The sequence below is a fragment of the Exiguobacterium sp. JMULE1 genome (assembly GCF_013337175.1).
In the GTDB taxonomy this organism is placed as follows: domain Bacteria; phylum Bacillota; class Bacilli; order Exiguobacteriales; family Exiguobacteriaceae; genus Exiguobacterium_A; species Exiguobacterium_A indicum.
Genome location: NZ_SGWC01000002.1, coordinates 965,507 through 982,263 on the forward strand (window position 1 = coordinate 965,507; position 16,757 = coordinate 982,263).

Annotated in this window: 16 protein-coding genes; all 16 read left to right on the plus strand. The window is 49.8% G+C overall.

Annotated features, from left to right (window positions below; genetic code table 11):
* Positions 1 to 33 precede the first annotated feature (33 nt).
* The 16 genes from EXW93_RS05120 (at position 34) to EXW93_RS05195 (ending at position 16,757) form a co-directional block, all read left to right on the plus strand.
* A complete protein-coding gene (locus tag EXW93_RS05120) occupies positions 34 to 585 on the plus strand; it encodes a cob(I)yrinic acid a,c-diamide adenosyltransferase (RefSeq protein WP_029341191.1) in 552 nt (183 codons plus the stop codon).
* On the plus strand, positions 582 to 1,835 hold the full coding sequence (gene yfmF / locus EXW93_RS05125) for an EF-P 5-aminopentanol modification-associated protein YfmF (RefSeq protein ID WP_174316075.1): 1,254 nt from the start codon (positions 582 to 584) through the stop codon (positions 1,833 to 1,835). The genes EXW93_RS05120 and yfmF overlap by 4 nt, the downstream gene beginning before the upstream one ends.
* The gene (yfmH, locus tag EXW93_RS05130) at positions 1,832 to 3,103 is read left to right on the plus strand and encodes an EF-P 5-aminopentanol modification-associated protein YfmH (RefSeq protein ID WP_235147631.1); all 1,272 of its coding nucleotides are present in this window, start codon (positions 1,832 to 1,834) and stop codon (positions 3,101 to 3,103) included. Before yfmF ends, yfmH begins: the two co-directional genes overlap by 4 nt.
* Positions 3,103 to 3,807, plus strand: coding sequence for an elongation factor P 5-aminopentanone reductase (gene ymfI / locus EXW93_RS05135; RefSeq protein ID WP_174316076.1), 705 nt, complete (start codon positions 3,103 to 3,105; stop codon positions 3,805 to 3,807). The genes yfmH and ymfI overlap by 1 nt, the downstream gene beginning before the upstream one ends.
* A gap of 94 nt (positions 3,808 to 3,901) precedes the next feature.
* Entirely contained in the window at positions 3,902 to 4,684 is a 783-nt protein-coding gene (locus EXW93_RS05140) for a DUF3388 domain-containing protein (RefSeq protein ID WP_023467698.1), read from the plus strand.
* A gap of 27 nt (positions 4,685 to 4,711) precedes the next feature.
* Complete coding sequence (locus EXW93_RS05145; RefSeq protein WP_035398676.1) at positions 4,712 to 5,611, plus strand: helix-turn-helix domain-containing protein; 900 nt, start codon at positions 4,712 to 4,714, stop codon at positions 5,609 to 5,611.
* A 63-nt stretch (positions 5,612 to 5,674) separates the two neighbouring features.
* Positions 5,675 to 6,253 carry a CDP-diacylglycerol--glycerol-3-phosphate 3-phosphatidyltransferase gene (pgsA, locus tag EXW93_RS05150; protein ID WP_023467700.1) on the plus strand — a complete coding sequence of 193 codons (579 nt, stop codon included), beginning with the start codon at positions 5,675 to 5,677 and terminating at the stop codon, positions 6,251 to 6,253.
* Positions 6,254 to 6,324: 71 nt separating this feature from the next.
* A complete protein-coding gene (locus EXW93_RS05155) occupies positions 6,325 to 7,557 on the plus strand; it encodes a competence/damage-inducible protein A (protein WP_035398191.1) in 1,233 nt (410 codons plus the stop codon).
* Between the two features lie 111 nt (positions 7,558 to 7,668).
* The gene (gene recA / locus EXW93_RS05160) at positions 7,669 to 8,712 is read left to right on the plus strand and encodes a recombinase RecA (RefSeq protein ID WP_023467702.1); all 1,044 of its coding nucleotides are present in this window, start codon (positions 7,669 to 7,671) and stop codon (positions 8,710 to 8,712) included.
* A 193-nt stretch (positions 8,713 to 8,905) separates the two neighbouring features.
* Positions 8,906 to 10,468 (plus strand): ribonuclease Y, encoded by a 1,563-nt coding sequence (gene rny / locus EXW93_RS05165; protein WP_023467703.1) that lies wholly within the window; start codon positions 8,906 to 8,908, stop codon positions 10,466 to 10,468.
* A 50-nt stretch (positions 10,469 to 10,518) separates the two neighbouring features.
* Entirely contained in the window at positions 10,519 to 11,313 is a 795-nt protein-coding gene (locus tag EXW93_RS05170) for a TIGR00282 family metallophosphoesterase (protein ID WP_023467704.1), read from the plus strand.
* Between the two features lie 29 nt (positions 11,314 to 11,342).
* Positions 11,343 to 11,603, plus strand: a complete 261-nt coding sequence (locus EXW93_RS05175; RefSeq protein ID WP_023467705.1) for a stage V sporulation protein S — start codon at positions 11,343 to 11,345, stop codon at positions 11,601 to 11,603.
* 189 nt (positions 11,604 to 11,792) lie between these two features.
* Complete coding sequence (locus tag EXW93_RS05180; RefSeq protein ID WP_075642055.1) at positions 11,793 to 13,541, plus strand: 2-oxoacid:acceptor oxidoreductase subunit alpha; 1,749 nt, start codon at positions 11,793 to 11,795, stop codon at positions 13,539 to 13,541.
* The gene (locus EXW93_RS05185) at positions 13,528 to 14,394 is read left to right on the plus strand and encodes a 2-oxoacid:ferredoxin oxidoreductase subunit beta (RefSeq protein WP_174316077.1); all 867 of its coding nucleotides are present in this window, start codon (positions 13,528 to 13,530) and stop codon (positions 14,392 to 14,394) included. Before EXW93_RS05180 ends, EXW93_RS05185 begins: the two co-directional genes overlap by 14 nt.
* A gap of 99 nt (positions 14,395 to 14,493) precedes the next feature.
* Positions 14,494 to 15,582, plus strand: a complete 1,089-nt coding sequence (tdh, locus tag EXW93_RS05190) for an L-threonine 3-dehydrogenase (RefSeq protein WP_023467708.1) — start codon at positions 14,494 to 14,496, stop codon at positions 15,580 to 15,582.
* Positions 15,582 to 16,757: a glycine C-acetyltransferase gene (locus EXW93_RS05195; protein ID WP_058265162.1), complete on the plus strand. Its 1,176-nt coding sequence runs from the start codon at positions 15,582 to 15,584 to the stop codon at positions 16,755 to 16,757. The genes tdh and EXW93_RS05195 overlap by 1 nt, the downstream gene beginning before the upstream one ends.

A 16,757-nucleotide genomic window follows, 5' to 3' on the forward strand; every position in this document is an offset into this window, starting at 1 on the left:
GTCGCTTCCTTTCGCTATAGGAGTGAATGAAACATGAAAATTTACACGAAGTCTGGTGACGAAGGAGAAACATCTCTCGTTGGTGGAAGAGTCAAAAAAAATGATCGGTTGATTAGCTTGATGGGAGAACTCGACGAATTGAACAGTTTCGTCGGACTTGCCCGGACGAAAGCATCGTCAATCGAGGTGCGTGAGCAACTGACAGTGATCCAGCACGCCTTATTCGATTGTGGTAGTGACTTGATGTATGTCGAGCCGCGCCCGTCACGTTTGAGTCAAGAAGCGACGGTTGATTTAGAAAGTTGGATCGACACGTTAACGGAGTTATCACCGCCGCTCGATAAGTTCATCTTGCCTGGCGGAACGGAAGCAGCTGCAACGTTACACGTGGCACGGACGGTCTGTCGTCGCGTTGAACGTTCGATGATCGATGTTCCTCAAGCGGCTCATTTGTTACCGTTCATCAACCGACTCAGTGACTTCTTCTTTACAGCAGCCCGTTACGAGAATGCCGTCAAACAAAAAGCAGATATTGAATATGTCCGCAGTGCGCATGTATTCAAACGAAAGGATGGAGAGCAATGAGTCAGTCATTTAGTACATGGAAAAAGGAAGGAACGAGCTACCATCTCGTTCCGACCGACAAATTCAAGACGACGACGATTCTCGTCACATTTTCAGCACCGTTAGAAGCGAAGACGCTGACAAGCCGTGCAATCCTACCGTATATCATGGAAAAATCGACAGCCGCTTATCCGTCGATGAAAGCGTTACGTGAGCCGCTTGAAACACTATATGATGCGGGACTTTATGCGGACGCGTCGAAGTTCGGAGAAGAGCATGTCATCTCATTCCAACTCGATGTCGTCCGGGGAGAACTCGTCCATCATCCGTCGTTGTTAAAAGAAGCACTCGAATTGCTCGAGCAAATGGTGCTGTATCCAGATTTGACGGAAGGTGGCTTCCGTGAACAGTTCGTCAAACAAGAAAAACGATTGCATGCCTTACGGATCAGTTCACTATATGACGATAAAATGCGCTACGCACAGCAACGTCTTCTCGAATTGATGGCACCAGGTGAAGCCGTCGCGTTGCCATCGCTTGGAACACTCGAAGAACTCGAACAGATCACCCCGTCATCCTTGCGTGATACATACCGTTCGATGATCGAAGACGACCGGATTGATGTCTTCGTCGTCGGACATGTAACGAAGGAGGAGATGGAAGACGCTCTATCATTCTTGCCATCGCATTCTGAAAAAATCAGTCATTACATTCCGGCCCAAAAAGCAGTCAATGGTGTAAAACGGTCGAGTGAAACGCAACCGATCAAACAAGGTAAATTGCATCTTGGTTACCGGGTAGCGGTCGATCCGACATCTGCTGACTCGATTCGGATGCAAATCGTCAATGGTCTGTTCGGTGGCTTCCCGCATTCAAAACTGTTCATGAATGTCCGTGAAAAAGAGAGTCTCGCCTATTATGCGGCTTCACGGTATGCGGCATTGAACAGTGCACTCTATGTTTATGCCGGGGTCGACACGAAAGAAGCAGAACGTGCCGAGAAGATCATCTTGGAACAACTCGTTGATTTGAAAGCAGGACAGTTCACGGATGAAGAATTGACACAGACGAAGGCGATGTTGATCAATGCGCGCCGTCAAATCCTTGATCAGCCAGGTCAACTGATTGGTTGGTTGAATGGTTCGAAGATGCGTGGACTGACACTGGAAGATGAGATTCATATCATTGAAACGGCGACACGTGAAGACGTCGTTCGATTAGCAGCGGTAATCGATCTTGATGCCGTATATCTATTGCGAGGTGAAGCATGATGGAACAACTAACCTATCACGATACAGACGAAACGGTATACCACGAGCAGCTCGATAACGGCTTATCCGTCTATTTGTTGCAAAAAAAAGGATACGAAAAGACGTATGCGACGTTTACGACGCGTTATGGTTCGATTGATCAACGATTCAAAAAAGGCGAGGAATGGATCACGGTACCGGACGGCATCGCCCATTTCCTCGAGCATAAGATGTTCGAATCCGAAAAAGGGGACGTCTTCCAAGAGTTCGGTCGTCTCGGTGCCTCTGCGAACGCCTTTACCTCGTTCTCGCGGACAGCGTATTTGTTCTCAGCGACGTCGTTGATCGAACAAAACCTCGAGACGTTGATCGATTTCGTACAAGATCCCTACTTCACGCCGGAAAGCGTTGAAAAAGAGAAAGGGATCATTACGCAAGAAATCCAGATGTATCAAGATAATCCGGGATGGCGCCTGTTCTTCGGTCTGATCGAATCGATGTATGCATCGCATCCAGTTCGGATCGATATCGCGGGAACTCCGGAATCAATCAATCAAATCACAGCCGATGACTTGTACACGTGCTACCGTACGTTCTATCATCCATCGAACATGGTGTTGTTCGTCGTCGGAAACATCGATCCGGAAGAGACACTGGCATTGATCAAGGCGAACCAAGCGAAGAAAGACTATACGGATCGCCCGGCAATCGAACGAGATTACGGTCAAGAGCCGCATGGCGTACATCGTCCACGTTTTGAACTCGAGCTCGACGTTAAGACACCAAAGGTATTGATCGGTTACAAGGACGAATCGCTTCGCGGCGAGGCACAAGTCCGCCGTGAGTTAACGAGTGAACTGCTGTTACACCTCTTGTTCGATCAGACATCATCGACGTATTTGGAACTGTATGAAGACGGTCTGATTGACGATACGTTCAGCTTTGATTACTCGAGTGAGGAAGAGTTCGCCTTTGCGACGTTTGGCATGGAGACAGAGGATCCAGACAAGTTCATCCAAGCGTATGAGACACTCCTGCAAACGCGTCCTGACTTCACGGAAGATGAAGTCACGCGCAAGCGGAACATGATGCAAGGGAAATTCCTCCGTGCCTTGAATTCACCGGAATTCATTGCGAATCAGTTCTCGCGTCACGCACTTGCCGGTACGAATCTGTTCACGCTTCCGACATTGATTGCTTCGATTACGAAAGAAGAGATTGAAGCCCGTTTCGACGAGTTGTTCGCCATTGAAAACCGGGCGATCTCAATCGTCAAACCGTACGCGTGATGCGAATCCTCATCACCGGTGCGAGTGGCGCCATTGGTCTTGCGGCAGCAAAACAACTTGCTGCCGCCGGACATGAATTGGTGCTTCAGACGTATCGACAGCAATCGGTTTTAGAACGGATGATAGAGGAGTGGCAAGGCGAGCACCACATCCTGACTGCGAATTTAGCAGACGAGAAGGACTTGCAGGCATTTTGTGCGGCATTACCTGTCGTCGATGCCTTCGTCCATTGTGCCGGAACGAGTTATAGCGGTCTATTGCTCGATCAATCAGCAACATCAATGCACGAACTCTGGAAAATTCATGTCGAGGCGTTGATGCGCATCAGCCAAACCGTGACACGGACGAAACCGTTTACGTCGAAGCTTGCGATCGTCGTCATCAGTAGTGTGTTAGGAGAACAAGGTGTCGCGGGTGAGGTCGTCTATTCGACATGCAAGGCGGCACAGCTTGGATTCGTCAAGGCATACAGTAAGGAACTTGGACCGATGCATGGACGCATCAATGCGATTACGCCGGGGTGGATCGATACGCCGATGAACGCGATTTTTTCTGAGGATGAAAAGGCAGAAGCGATTGCTGAAATTCCTGCCGGACGATTCGGAAAAGCAGAGGAAGTGGCTACTGCGATCCGTTACTTAGTGCAACCCGAATCGAGTTATGTATCGGGAGCCATCCTTAAAATAGATGGCGCGTGGATGTAAGCATTGGAATTTCAGTTCAGGAATGCTTTTCATTTTTCAAAAAATCATTTAACATGAGGAATGGATAATCGTATCAATAGAGGAGGATGGGCGCGTGAGTGAGTTCGAGCAATGGTATCTCGAATATGAATTAAAGGTCAATCGTCCCGGTATACTCGGGGACATTGCTTCGTTGATGGGAATGTTACATATTTCGATCGTGACGATCAATGGTGTCGATCATCAACGACGCGGTATGTTGCTCCAAACGAAACAACCGGATCAAATTCCACGACTCGCCGCTATTCTCAAGACGATGTCAACCATAGAGGTCATCAAACTACGAAAACCAAAACTACGTGACCGAATCGCGATTCGTCACGGGCGCTATATCGATCAAAGCAGTGATGAACGAAAGACGTTCCGCTTCGTTCGGGAAGACTTAGGGATTCTCGTCGATTTCATGGCAGAGCTATGTAAACAGGATGGGCACTTGTTGATTGGTGTCCGCGGCATGCCACGCGTCGGTAAGACGGAGTCGATCGTCGCAGCGAGCGTCAGTGCAAATAAGAAATGGCTGTTCCTATCGTCGACGTTGATTAAACAGACGGTTCGAACATCGTTGTTCGACGACGAGCGGACGGGTGATTATGTTTACATCATCGATGCGTTAGTGTCACAACGAAATTTCGATGAACGACACTGGCAAATCCTGCGGGAAGTCATGCGTCTACCCGCGACGAAGATCGTCGAACATCCGGATGCGTTCGTCAAATCGAGTGAGTATACGTGGGATGATTTTGATTACATCATTGAATTACGCAACACGACTGAAGAAATCATTGTGACTGAACTGCCTCGTTCCCATGGGGGAAATGATTGGTTCAACTTTGAATAAGTATGAAAAATGGAAGGTGTGTTACCGATGACCGAGCTCGGAACCTACTTAAAGGAACAACGGGAGGCGCTAGGCGTCTCTCTCGAACAAATTCAAACGACGACAAAGATTCAAAAGCGTTACATCGTCGCGATCGAAGAAGGCAATTATGATCAATTGCCGGGAGCCTTTTACGCCCGGGCCTTCATCAAGACATATGCGGAAGCACTCGGTCTTGACGTCGATGAAGTCTTTACGACTTATAAACGTGATCTTCCGGAACCGGAAGCACAACCGGTCGTCGAACTGTCACGGCGCGCGACGTATTCGAAATCCAGTGCTCCGAAAAAGAGCGTTGCGAAGCGTTGGATTCCGAACATCATCATCATCGTACTAATCTTTGCGATCGGTACTGCCTTGTATTATGGTCTGCAGACGTTCCTCGACGGTAACGAAGAGGCGAAGACGTCCGCACCGAAGCAAAATGATGTCACGATCGATCAAGGGGACGCGCCAAGTAAAGAGACGGATGCGCCTGCGAAGACGGAAGAAGAGCCGAAGGAAGAACCGGCGAAACAGGAAGAAACAAAAGAAGAACCTAAAAAAGAGGCACTTGCTGCGAAATCGACATCTGGTCAAGATGTCACGTATGAAGTCGCAACGAAAGATACGATGAGTGTCTCGATTCAAATCAAGAAAGATGCCTCTCCGTCGCCATTCGTCGGTGTGCGTGATACATCACTTGAAGGAAAAGCACTCGCGCCAGACCACATCAACGCATCGGATCCGAATCCGATCGTCGTGAAGGACGCGAAGACGGACTTGATCCGCATCCGGATTGGTTCGATTAAAGGGATTGATAAAATCGTCGTCAATGACCAAGAACTGAAACTGAACCGTTCGCTTCTCGTCCAAAACATCTATCTAAAGAAAGTAGCCACGCCGTAATCCGGCGTGCCTTCTTTTAGATGGTATGTCATTTACATATGAAATGAAGGAGGAGGGCGTTACATGAACTTACCGAATCAATTGACAGTATTACGCGTTTTATTAATTCCCGTGTTCGTCATCGTACTTGCGATTGATCCGAACTGGGGACAGTGGGATGTGTTGGGAGCTGAGCTTCCCGTCTCACACTTCGTTGCAGCTATCATCTTCCTTGTTGCTTCACTGACGGACTGGCTCGATGGATATATCGCTCGTAAACAAAAATTAGTAACGAACTTTGGAAAATTCATGGATCCACTTGCCGACAAGATGTTAGTTGCAGCTGCTCTCGTCTACTTGGTGGAACTTGGATTCGTCGCAGCATGGATCGTTGTCATCATTCTCTGTCGAGAGTTCGCAGTCACGGGTCTTCGTCTCGTCGCATCTGACGAAGGGATCGTCCTTGCTGCCGGAAACTCTGGGAAAGCCAAGACATGGGTCCAGCTGACATCAATTACGGCATACTTGTTGCACGATATCATCTTTGCGATGTGGAACATTCCGTTCGCAGATATTACGATGTGGCTTGCTTTGATCTTGACGATCTACTCAGGCGTCGAATATTTCTCGAAAAACATTAAGTTAATTACGAAATCCATGTAAGATGGATCAATTTAGACTGTTCGTCATACCGAACAGTCTTTTCTTATACTTCAAGAAGGTGAGGAATCAACATGAAAGCAGAAATCATCGCAGTCGGAAGCGAACTCCTCCTTGGGGAAATCGCGAACACGAATGCACAGTACCTTTCCGAATGGTTAGCGAGTGCCGGAATTGACGTTCATTATCATACAGTCGTCGGTGACAATCGCGAACGGATGCAAGAAACATTCCGTCAGGCACAACAGCGGGCAGATCTCCTCGTCATCACAGGAGGTCTTGGACCGACGGAAGACGATTTGACGAAAGAGGTGCTCGCTGATCTCCTCGGACGTGATCTCGTTCTCGATCAAGCGGCGTACGAACGAATCGAAGGGTTTTTAAAGACACGTCAACGAGAGATGACGATCAACGAACGAAAACAAGCATTAATCATCGATGGTGCAACGGTTTTACGTAATGATGCAGGACTTGCTCCCGGTATGTCGGTCCAAACGGAGCATCACCAATATATCGTCTTACCCGGTGTGCCACGCGAGATGAAGCAAATCCTCAAAGATCACTTCAGTCATCTATTCGGTCAAGAAACGATTCGTTCTCGAACGTTACGATTCTTCGGAATCGGTGAATCGGCTTTAAACGACCGTCTAGAAACGTTGATCAAGGAAGCTACCAATCCATCGGTCGCACCGTATGCGGAGCTCGCTGAAGTCCGGTTGCGCCTGACGGCTAAAGCACTCGATCAACAGGAAGCCGATCGTATGCTCGATGAACTCGAACAACACGTCCTTGCTGAAGTCGGCATGTACTTTTATGGATATGGGGAGACGAGTCTGCCGGAAGTCGTCCTAAAACGGTATCAAGAAGCAGGATTGACACTTTCGCTCGCCGAATCACTGACGGGAGGAGCTGTCGCGAGTGGTCTCGTTGATGTCAGCGGTGCGAGTCAAGTATTGCGCGGGAGCGCTGTCGTCTATGATGATGCAGCGAAGCAAGCCGTGTTATCGGTACCAGAGGATTTATTACGAGAGCATACTGCTGTCAGTAAAGAGGTAGCGATTGCGATGGCTGAAGGGGCACGAGAACTGTATCAATCCGATATCGCCGTCGCCTTGACGGGGGAAGCAGGTCCGACGAGCAACAGTGGAAAAGTGGTCGGAACGGTCTATTGTGCTGTTGCGGACGCACATGGAACACGGATCGTCGAATGGCAATATCCATCGTTCGACAGAGGCATGATTCGACTGCGCGCCGTCAAGGATACCTATTTCCTTTTACTGAAACATCTCGAAAAATCATCAGAGTAAGAAAAATGATCGAAGTGCAAGTATGCGAATAAATGTTCGTAAAATGCTTGTCATTCGGTCTCAAAAGAAGTACAATAATCTCAGTAAGATAATTAAAAGGAGGCCTGCTACGTGAGTGATCGTAAAGCAGCACTTGAGATGGCGTTACGCCAGATAGAGAAACAGTTCGGTAAAGGTTCTATCATGAAACTCGGAGAAAATGCGGATCAGAAGGTATCAGTAATCTCTTCTGGATCGATTACATTAGATATTGCCCTAGGTGCAGGTGGATACCCACGTGGACGGGTCATCGAAGTATACGGACCTGAATCGTCAGGTAAAACGACGGTTGCGCTTCATGCAATCGCAGAAGTTCAAAAACAAGGCGGACAAGCCGCATTCATCGATGCGGAGCATGCGCTTGATCCAGCATATGCAAATAAACTCGGTGTCAACATCGATGAGCTCCTCTTGTCACAACCGGACACTGGGGAACAAGCACTTGAAATCGCGGAAGCACTCGTTCGTTCTGGTGCGGTCGATATTCTTGTCGTCGACTCTGTTGCGGCACTCGTACCAAAAGCAGAGATCGAAGGCGAGATGGGTGACTCACACGTCGGTCTTCAAGCACGTTTGATGAGCCAAGCGCTTCGTAAGTTGTCTGGTGCAACGAATAAATCGAAGACGATCGTCATCTTCATCAACCAAATTCGTGAAAAAATCGGTGTCATGTTCGGTAACCCGGAAACAACTCCAGGTGGTCGCGCACTCAAATTCTACTCGTCTGTACGTTTAGAAGTGCGTCGTGCAGAAGCGTTGAAAAACGGTACGGACGTCGTCGGTAACAAAACGAAGATTAAAGTCGTCAAAAACAAGATCGCACCTCCGTTCAAACAAGCGGAAGTCGACATCATGTATGGTCTCGGGATTTCGAAAGTCGGCGAGTTGATCGACATCGGAACAGACCTTGATATCGTTCAAAAGAGTGGTGCATGGTACTCGTACAACTCTGAACGTCTCGGTCAAGGGCGTGAGAACGCGAAACAATACATGGTCGAGCATCCGGAAGTCGCAGCAGAGGTCGAACGTTTGATTCGTGAACACCACGGTCTCGTCGATCGCGAAGAGCCGGTTGATTTCGAAGCAGAACAACCAGAAGATCTATTTGCTGAATAAACCGTTTCAGAGAGGATTCGCGTGCGAATCCTCTCTTTTTTAGTGTAAAAGAGGAAAACAGTGGAATTCTTTCCCGTCCGTTCGTTGACAATGAACGAGTGCTATCCTTACAATATAGATGTACGTTTTTTAGACAGCTTCGATGAAATACCGAAATGAACTAAGAAACACCTTGCAAAGGGGAGGTGAACCCATGAGTACACTGACTTGGATTGTCATACTTCTCCTCACTTTGCTGATCGCATTCATCGTAGGCTACTTCTTGCGGAAATCGATTGCAGAAGCGAAAATTCAAGGCGCAGAAACGGAAGCGAACAAAATCGTCGAACGTGCGCGTGAATCGGCTGAGGCAACGAAAAAAGAAGCAGTACTCGAAGCGAAAGATGAAGCATTCAAACTTCGTAACGAAGTGGAAAAAGAATTGCGTGAACGTCGCCAAGAGCTAGCGAAACAAGAAGCCCGGTTGCTCCAGAAAGAAGAGACACTCGATCGCCGTGTTGACGCTATCGACCGTAAGGAAGATCAGATCAATACACGTGATGCAGAGATCGCGAAACGGAAGCATCAAGCTGAAGAACTAGAGCGCAAAGTAGAGGACCTGTATGAACAGGGACGTCAAGAGCTTGTCCGCGTCGCGAATTTATCGCAAGACGAGGCAAGAACGATCATCATGGATGAGACGAAACAGGCTGCTTTACATGATGCAGCCATTCTTCAAAAAGAAATCGAACAAAAAGCAAAAGAAGAAGCCGACAAGAAAGCACGTAACATCTTGTCACTTGCGATTCAACGGTTCGCCGCTGAACATATCGCAGAGACTACTGTATCGGTCGTCAACTTGCCGAACGATGAGATGAAAGGTCGGATCATCGGACGGGAAGGCCGCAACATCCGTACGCTCGAGACCTTGACTGGGATCGACTTGATCATCGATGATACGCCGGAAGCCGTCATTTTGTCTGGTTTTGACCCAATTCGTCGCGAAGTCGCTAAAATGGCGCTCGAGAAATTGGTTCAGGATGGTCGGATTCACCCGGCCCGTATTGAAGAGATGGTCGACAAATCCCGTCGTGAAGTCGACGAGCGGATTCGAGAAATCGGAGAAGAAGCGACGTATGATGTCGGAATCCACGGCATTCATCCGGACCTTGTCAAAATTCTCGGTCGCTTGAAGTACCGTACGAGTTACGGACAGAACGTCCTGTATCACTCACTTGAGGTTGCCCACCTTGCAGGTATGATGGCAGCTGAACTTGGAGAAGATGTCACGCTTGCGAAGCGTGCAGGTCTTCTGCATGATATCGGGAAAGCGATCGACCACGAAGTCGAAGGCAGTCACGTTGAGATCGGAGTCGAGCTCGGTACGAAGTACAAAGAGCATCCAACCGTCATCAACGCGATCGCATCCCACCACGGGGATACGGAAGCGACATCTGTCATTTCCGTCTTGGTCGCAGCTGCGGATGCATTATCTGCTGCTCGTCCAGGTGCACGTCAAGAGACACTCGAAAGTTATATCCGCCGTCTCGAACGCCTCGAGGAAATCTCGGAATCGTTCGACGGTGTCGAAAAATCATTTGCGATCCAAGCGGGTCGTGAAGTCCGTATCATCGTTCGACCTGACGTCGTCGATGATGTACTGGCTCACAAGATGGCGAGTGACATCCGGAAAAAAATCGAAGAAGAACTCGATTATCCGGGACACATCAAAGTCACGGTCATTCGGGAAACACGGGCAGTCGAATACGCGAAATAAGTGGAGTGGCGGGCGACCGCCACTTTTTTTAATGAACGGGAGGAACAGCAATGAAGATTTTATTCATCGGAGACGTCGTCGGTGCACCCGGTCGACACATCCTGCAACAATTCACAGCACGCCTGAAAGCGAAGTATAACCCGAACGTCATGCTCGTCAACGGCGAAAACGCGGCACACGGACGCGGCATCACGAAGTCGATCTATCATCAATTCCTTGAACTCGGATTCCACGGAATCACGATGGGGAACCACACGTTTGATAACCGCGACATCTTTGACTGGATCGACGACGCGGATCGAATCGTCCGTCCGGCGAACTATCCGGAAGGCACGCCAGGTCGTGGGATGATGATCGTCAAAGCAGGTAATAAAAAGATTGCCGTCATCAACGTCCAAGGAACGGTCTTCTTACCACCACTCGGTGACCCTTTCCGTACCGTCGATGCACTGATTGCGGAAGTCGAAGGAAAAGTTGATGCCATCTTCGTTGATGTCCATGCGGAAGCAACGAGTGAGAAAATTGCGATGGGCTATCACCTCGACGGTCGAGTACAGGCTGTCGTCGGGACACATACGCACGTCCAGACAGCAGATGAGCGTGTCCTTGACGGAGGAACGGCTTACATCACGGATGTCGGGATGACAGGTCCGCTGAACGGCGTGCTCGGAATGCGCCAGGAAGATGTCCTACGAAAATTCAAGACACAGCTCCCAACACGGTTTGAAGTTGCCGAAGGACGGGAACAACTAAATGGAGTCTTGATTCATATCGATGACACAACCAAAAAAGCAACGAAGATTGAACGGATTCATCTGACGGATCAGTCAGTATTCTTCGACTGATTGCCATTTCTGGATGGGGAGGTACACGCATGGACGTCCTGAAAGTATCAGCTAAGTCGAATCCAAACGCGGTAGCAGGTGCGCTCGCGGGTGTCATTCGAGAGAGAGGTTCCGTCGAGATTCAGGCCATTGGTGCGGGAGCGCTCAATCAGTCTGTCAAAGCCGTCGCCATCGCACGCGGATTCGTGGCGCCTTCTGGCATCGACTTGATTTGTATCCCAGCCTTCACAGACATTTTGATTGATGGGGAAGAGAGAACCGCCATCAAACTCATCATCGAACCACGATAACGAATTGGACATAGGTCCTATTTGCAAGTAGACCATTTACTCGACTGGAGTAGATGGTCTTTTTGCTGCGCCTGCGAAATTTTCTCACCTTTCCACCGAGGGAGCATTGTACTACTTCCGGTAAATCGGTATCATGAGGGAGGATAGAGAGAACTATCATTTCAGGGGACAGAGAAGGAGCGAACGTCGATGTATAATCAGTTATCATGGAAAGTTGGCGGTCAGCAGGGAGAAGGGATCGAATCAACAGGCGAAATCTTTGCGATTGCCTTGAATCGACTCGGCTATTACCTGTATGGTTACCGTCACTTTTCGTCACGTATCAAGGGAGGACATACGAACAATAAGATTCGTGTCGCGACACAGGAAGTCCGGACGATTTCCGATGATCTCGATATTTTGGTCGCATTCGATCAAGAGACGATCGATGTTAACTTCCATGAATTGCGTCAAGGTGCCATCATCATCGCGGATGCGAAATTCAATCCGACGAATCCGGACGAAGCACGCGCTTCCTTGTATGCGATTCCATTTACGGAAATTGCAGCTGATCTCGGTACGGCTTTGATGAAGAACATGGTCGCGATTGGTGCATCGAGCGCGATTCTCGGCATTGCACCGGAGCGTTTCCAAGCCGTCGTCGAACAGATTTTCGGTCGAAAAGGTCCAGACATGGTCGAGAAAAACTTAGCGGCAATCCGTGAAGGAGCAGCAGCGTTTGAAGCACTTGCAGGAGAGGGCGAGCGTTTCGTCTTGGAACCGGCTGACGGAAAACAACGGATGTTCATGATCGGAAACGATGCGATCGCCCTTGGTGCAATCGCCGGTGGAGCGCGTCTGATGGCAGCTTACCCGATCACACCATCATCTGAGATCATGGAATACTTAATCAAGAAACTGCCGCAGTTCGGCGGAACGGTCGTCCAGACGGAAGACGAGCTGGCAGCAGTCACAATGGCAATCGGTGCGAACTACGCAGGTGTCCGTGCTTTGACGGCGTCTGCTGGTCCAGGATTGTCATTGATGGCGGAAGCGATCGGATTATCCGGGATGACGGAAACACCGCTCGTCATCGTCGATACACAACGGGGCGGTCCGTCAACCGGTCTACCGACGAAACAGGAACAGTCTGACCTGATGGCGATGATCTACAGCACGCATGGTGAGATTCCAAAGGTCGTTTTGGCACCGTCAACGGTCGAGGAAGCGTTCTACGATGCAGCAGAGGCATTCAACATCGCAGAGGAATACCAGTGTCCTGTCATTCTATTGACGGATTTGATGCTGTCTCTTGGAAAACAATCGGTCGAACCACCGGATATGTCACGCGTTGAGATCCGACGCGGGAAGTTGATCCAGGAAGACTTACCGGAACTTGAAGGAAAAGCGTACTTCAAACGCTACGAAGTGACGGAAGATGGGATCAGTCCACGTGTCATTCCAGGCGTCAAGCACGGAATTCACCACGTAACAGGTGTTGAGCACAATGAGGAAGGACGTCCGTCGGAAGCGACGAAGAACCGAGTCGATCAGATGACGAAGCGACTCCGTAAGCTAAACACGTTCCGCTTACAGGATGCCATTCTCGTAACGGAGCATCATGCAGAACCGGATATCTTATTCGTCGGTTTCAACTCGACACGTGGAACGATCGAAGAGATCATGCCACGACTCGAAGCACAAGGAATCAAAGTTGATCACTTGCATATCCGTCAAGTCCATCCGTTCCCAAGTGAGCTCGTCACGCCGCACTTAGAGCGGGCAAAACGAGTCATCGTCGTCGAGTACAACGCAACGGGACAACTGGCGAAGCTGATCCAGATGAACTGTGGACATGCATCGAAGATCGAGCATATCCTGAAATTCAATGGCGACCCGTTCTACCCAGCAGAGGTCGTCGAGCAGGTCGTAGGAGGGGTATATCATGGCAACCTTTAAGGATTTTAGAAATGATGTCAAACCAAACTGGTGTCCAGGGTGTGGAGACTTCTCGATTCAAGCAGCGATTCAGCGTGCTGTCGCGAACGTCGGTCTCGAACCAGAAGAGTTGGCATTGATTTCCGGGATCGGCTGTTCTGGTCGGATATCCGGTTATATCAATACGTATGGCTTCCACGGCGTTCATGGACGGTCCCTTCCGATTGCCCAAGGTGTCAAGATGGCGAACCGCGAATTGACGGTCATCGCGTCTGGTGGCGACGGGGATGGATTTGCGATCGGCATGGGACATACGATTCATGCATTCAAGCGCAATGTCGACATGACGTACATCGTCATGGACAATCAAATTTACGGCTTGACGAAAGGGCAGACATCACCCACTTCTGCACCTGGATTCAAGACGAAATCGACGCCAAAAGGGTCGATTGAAAAGAGTGTTTCACCCGTTGAACTCGCCTTGACGGCTGGCGCGACGTTCGTTGCCCAAAGCTTCTCGAATGATTTGAAGGGCTTGACGCAATTGATCGAGCAAGCGACGGCACATAAAGGATTTGCCTTCATCAACGTCTTCAGTCCGTGTGTCACGTTCAACAAGGTCAATACGTACGATTGGTTCAAACAGAACTTGACGAAGCTGTCCGATATCGAAGGATACGATCCGTCGAACTTGGATCTTGCGAAACAGACCGTTCATGCTCACGACGGACTCGTCATGGGATTGATCTATCAGGATGAAACACGTCCTGATTACCAGTCACAAATCGATGGCTATCAAGAATCGGGTCTCGCGTATGCGGATCTTGAGCTAAACGAAGAAACATTCGGTAAACTGGCAGTGGAATTCATGTAAGATAGAGGAAAGATGTGTTTGGTTTTTTGGGGATGCTAAACATTTGGAAGTTCGCCACATATAAATAAACGTGAACTTCCGCGAAGGAGTCGGGGAAAGATGACGAAATTAGTAACGACGGTAGAAGAGACGACAACGACGAAAACGATGCGTGCACTCGTCAAAGAAGAACGCGGGTTCGGTGCGGCACTCAAAGAAGTACCGGTACCCGTACCGAGTCGTGGAGAAGTCTTGATTCGAGTCGAGGCAACATCGATCTGTGGGACGGACGTGCATATCTATGAGTGGGACGCGTGGGCAGCCTCGCGTGTCAATCCGCCGTATGTCTTCGGTCACGAGTTCTCGGGCGAAGTCGTCGAGCTCGGAGAAGGCACGAAACGTTTGAAACTCGGTGACCGTGTCTCGGCGGAGACGCATATCGTCTGTCATCAATGTAAACAGTGTCTTCGTGGTCAATATCACATCTGTAAGAACACGAAGATCATCGGTGTCGATACACAAGGCTGTTTTGCAGAATACGTCGTCATGCCGGAAGAAAACCTCTGGGTCAACCCGGAAGATATGCCAGCAGGGATTGCCTCGATCCAAGAGCCGATGGGCAATGCCGTCCATACGGTTCTTGCGAGTGATGTCAGTGCGAAAACGGTCGCAATCGTCGGTTGTGGTCCGATCGGTCTGATGGCGGTCTCCGTCGCTAAAGCAGCTGGTGCGGCGGAAGTCGTCGCGATCGACGTCAATCCGTATCGTCTCGAACTCGCACGGACGATGGGGGCGGATGTCGTCATTGATTCACGTCATGACGATGTGTTAGAGCGAATCGAACGTATGACGGACGGCGACGGGATTGATGTCGTCTGTGAGATGAGTGGTCATCCGGTTGCGATTCGTCAAGCCTTCGAGATGGTGACAGCAGGTGGAGACGTCAACATCCTCAGTCTGCCGGTCAAACCGGTTGAAATCGATTTGACGAACCACGTCGTCTTCAAAGGTGTCCGGGTCCAAGGGATCACCGGTCGGAAGATGTATGAGACATGGAGCCAGGTTTCTGCTTTCTTATCGAGCGGAAAAGTCGATGTCCGACCGTTAATCACACACACGTTGCCGCTCGAGCGGTTCGAAGAAGGATTTGAATTGATGCGTCAAGGGAAATGCGGGAAAGTCGTATTACAACCAAGGGGGACGAATTAATGGGATTTGAACACTTACGGACAGAACTAGAAGAGATGAAACAGGCGGGCACGTTCCGCAACCTCGTAGCACTTGAGAGCGCGCAACATAACCGCGTGACGATCGACGGGAAGGAACTCATTCAACTGTCGTCGAACAACTACCTCGGACTCGCAGCACATCCACGTCTCGCTGAACAAGCTGCAGAAGCAGCGCGTACGTTCGGTGCTGGAACAGGGTCAGTTCGGACGATTGCCGGAACACTCGAGATGCACCAAGCATTCGAACGGGAACTTGCGACATTCAAGCATACGGAAGCAGCACTCGTCTTCCAGTCGGGATTCGCAACGAATCTCGGTGTCTTATCGGCACTGCTCGGTCCGGAAGACGTCGTCATCTCGGATGAGTTGAACCACGCTTCGATCATCGATGGGATTCGTCTGACGAAAGCGAAACGCCGAATCTATAAACACGTCGACTTGGCTGATCTTGAAGCGGCCTTACAAGAAACGCAAGACGCGCGGACGCGCCTTATCGTCACGGACGGTGTCTTCTCGATGGACGGAAACATCGCACCACTTCCGGAAATCGTTGAATTAGCCGAGCGATATGACGCACTCGTCATGGTCGATGATGCCCATGCGTCAGGTGTGCTTGGGAAAGCGGGACGCGGTACGGTCAATCACTTCGGTCTTGACGGACGTGTTGCCCTGCAAGTTGGTACGCTCTCAAAAGCTATCGGTGTCCTCGGTGGATACGTCGCGTGTGAACAGCACGTCAAAGATTATCTGATCCATAAAGGACGTCCGTTCTTGTTCTCGACATCACATCCACCAGCAGTCGTCGAAGCGAACCGGGAAGCGCTCCGTGTCATGGAGGAAGAGACGGAACTCTTCGATCGTCTGTGGGAAAACACGGAATTCTTCAAACAAGGACTCCGGGATCTTGGATTCGACATCGGAACGTCGACGACGCCGATCACACCTGTCATCGTCGGGGATGAAGCACGTTGCCACGAGTTGTCGGACCGCTTACGTCAAGAAGGTATCTTTGCTCAAGGCATCGCCTTCCCGACGGTTGCAAAAGGAAAAGCACGTGTCCGGACGATCGTGACGGCGGAACATACGCGTGAAGATTTAACGACGGCGCTTGCAGCTTTCGAAAAAGTCGGTCGTGAATTAAACTTGATCGGTTGA

What these genes read in the sequence shown, in the direction of transcription:
- EXW93_RS05120 (WP_029341191.1), top strand. Translation starts at nt 34, where the DNA reads ATGAAAATTTACACGAAGTCTGGTGACGAAGGAGAAACATCTCTCGTT.
- yfmF (WP_174316075.1), top strand. Translation starts at nt 582, where the DNA reads ATGAGTCAGTCATTTAGTACATGGAAAAAGGAAGGAACGAGCTACCAT.
- yfmH (WP_235147631.1), top strand. Translation starts at nt 1,832, where the DNA reads ATGATGGAACAACTAACCTATCACGATACAGACGAAACGGTATACCAC.
- ymfI (WP_174316076.1), top strand. Translation starts at nt 3,103, where the DNA reads ATGCGAATCCTCATCACCGGTGCGAGTGGCGCCATTGGTCTTGCGGCA.
- EXW93_RS05145 (WP_035398676.1), top strand. Translation starts at nt 4,712, where the DNA reads ATGACCGAGCTCGGAACCTACTTAAAGGAACAACGGGAGGCGCTAGGC.
- pgsA (WP_023467700.1), top strand. Translation starts at nt 5,675, where the DNA reads ATGAACTTACCGAATCAATTGACAGTATTACGCGTTTTATTAATTCCC.
- EXW93_RS05155 (WP_035398191.1), top strand. Translation starts at nt 6,325, where the DNA reads ATGAAAGCAGAAATCATCGCAGTCGGAAGCGAACTCCTCCTTGGGGAA.
- rny (WP_023467703.1), top strand. Translation starts at nt 8,906, where the DNA reads ATGAGTACACTGACTTGGATTGTCATACTTCTCCTCACTTTGCTGATC.
- EXW93_RS05170 (WP_023467704.1), top strand. Translation starts at nt 10,519, where the DNA reads ATGAAGATTTTATTCATCGGAGACGTCGTCGGTGCACCCGGTCGACAC.
- EXW93_RS05175 (WP_023467705.1), top strand. Translation starts at nt 11,343, where the DNA reads ATGGACGTCCTGAAAGTATCAGCTAAGTCGAATCCAAACGCGGTAGCA.
- EXW93_RS05180 (WP_075642055.1), top strand. Translation starts at nt 11,793, where the DNA reads ATGTATAATCAGTTATCATGGAAAGTTGGCGGTCAGCAGGGAGAAGGG.
- EXW93_RS05185 (WP_174316077.1), top strand. Translation starts at nt 13,528, where the DNA reads ATGGCAACCTTTAAGGATTTTAGAAATGATGTCAAACCAAACTGGTGT.
- tdh (WP_023467708.1), top strand. Translation starts at nt 14,494, where the DNA reads ATGACGAAATTAGTAACGACGGTAGAAGAGACGACAACGACGAAAACG.
- EXW93_RS05195 (WP_058265162.1), top strand. Translation starts at nt 15,582, where the DNA reads ATGGGATTTGAACACTTACGGACAGAACTAGAAGAGATGAAACAGGCG.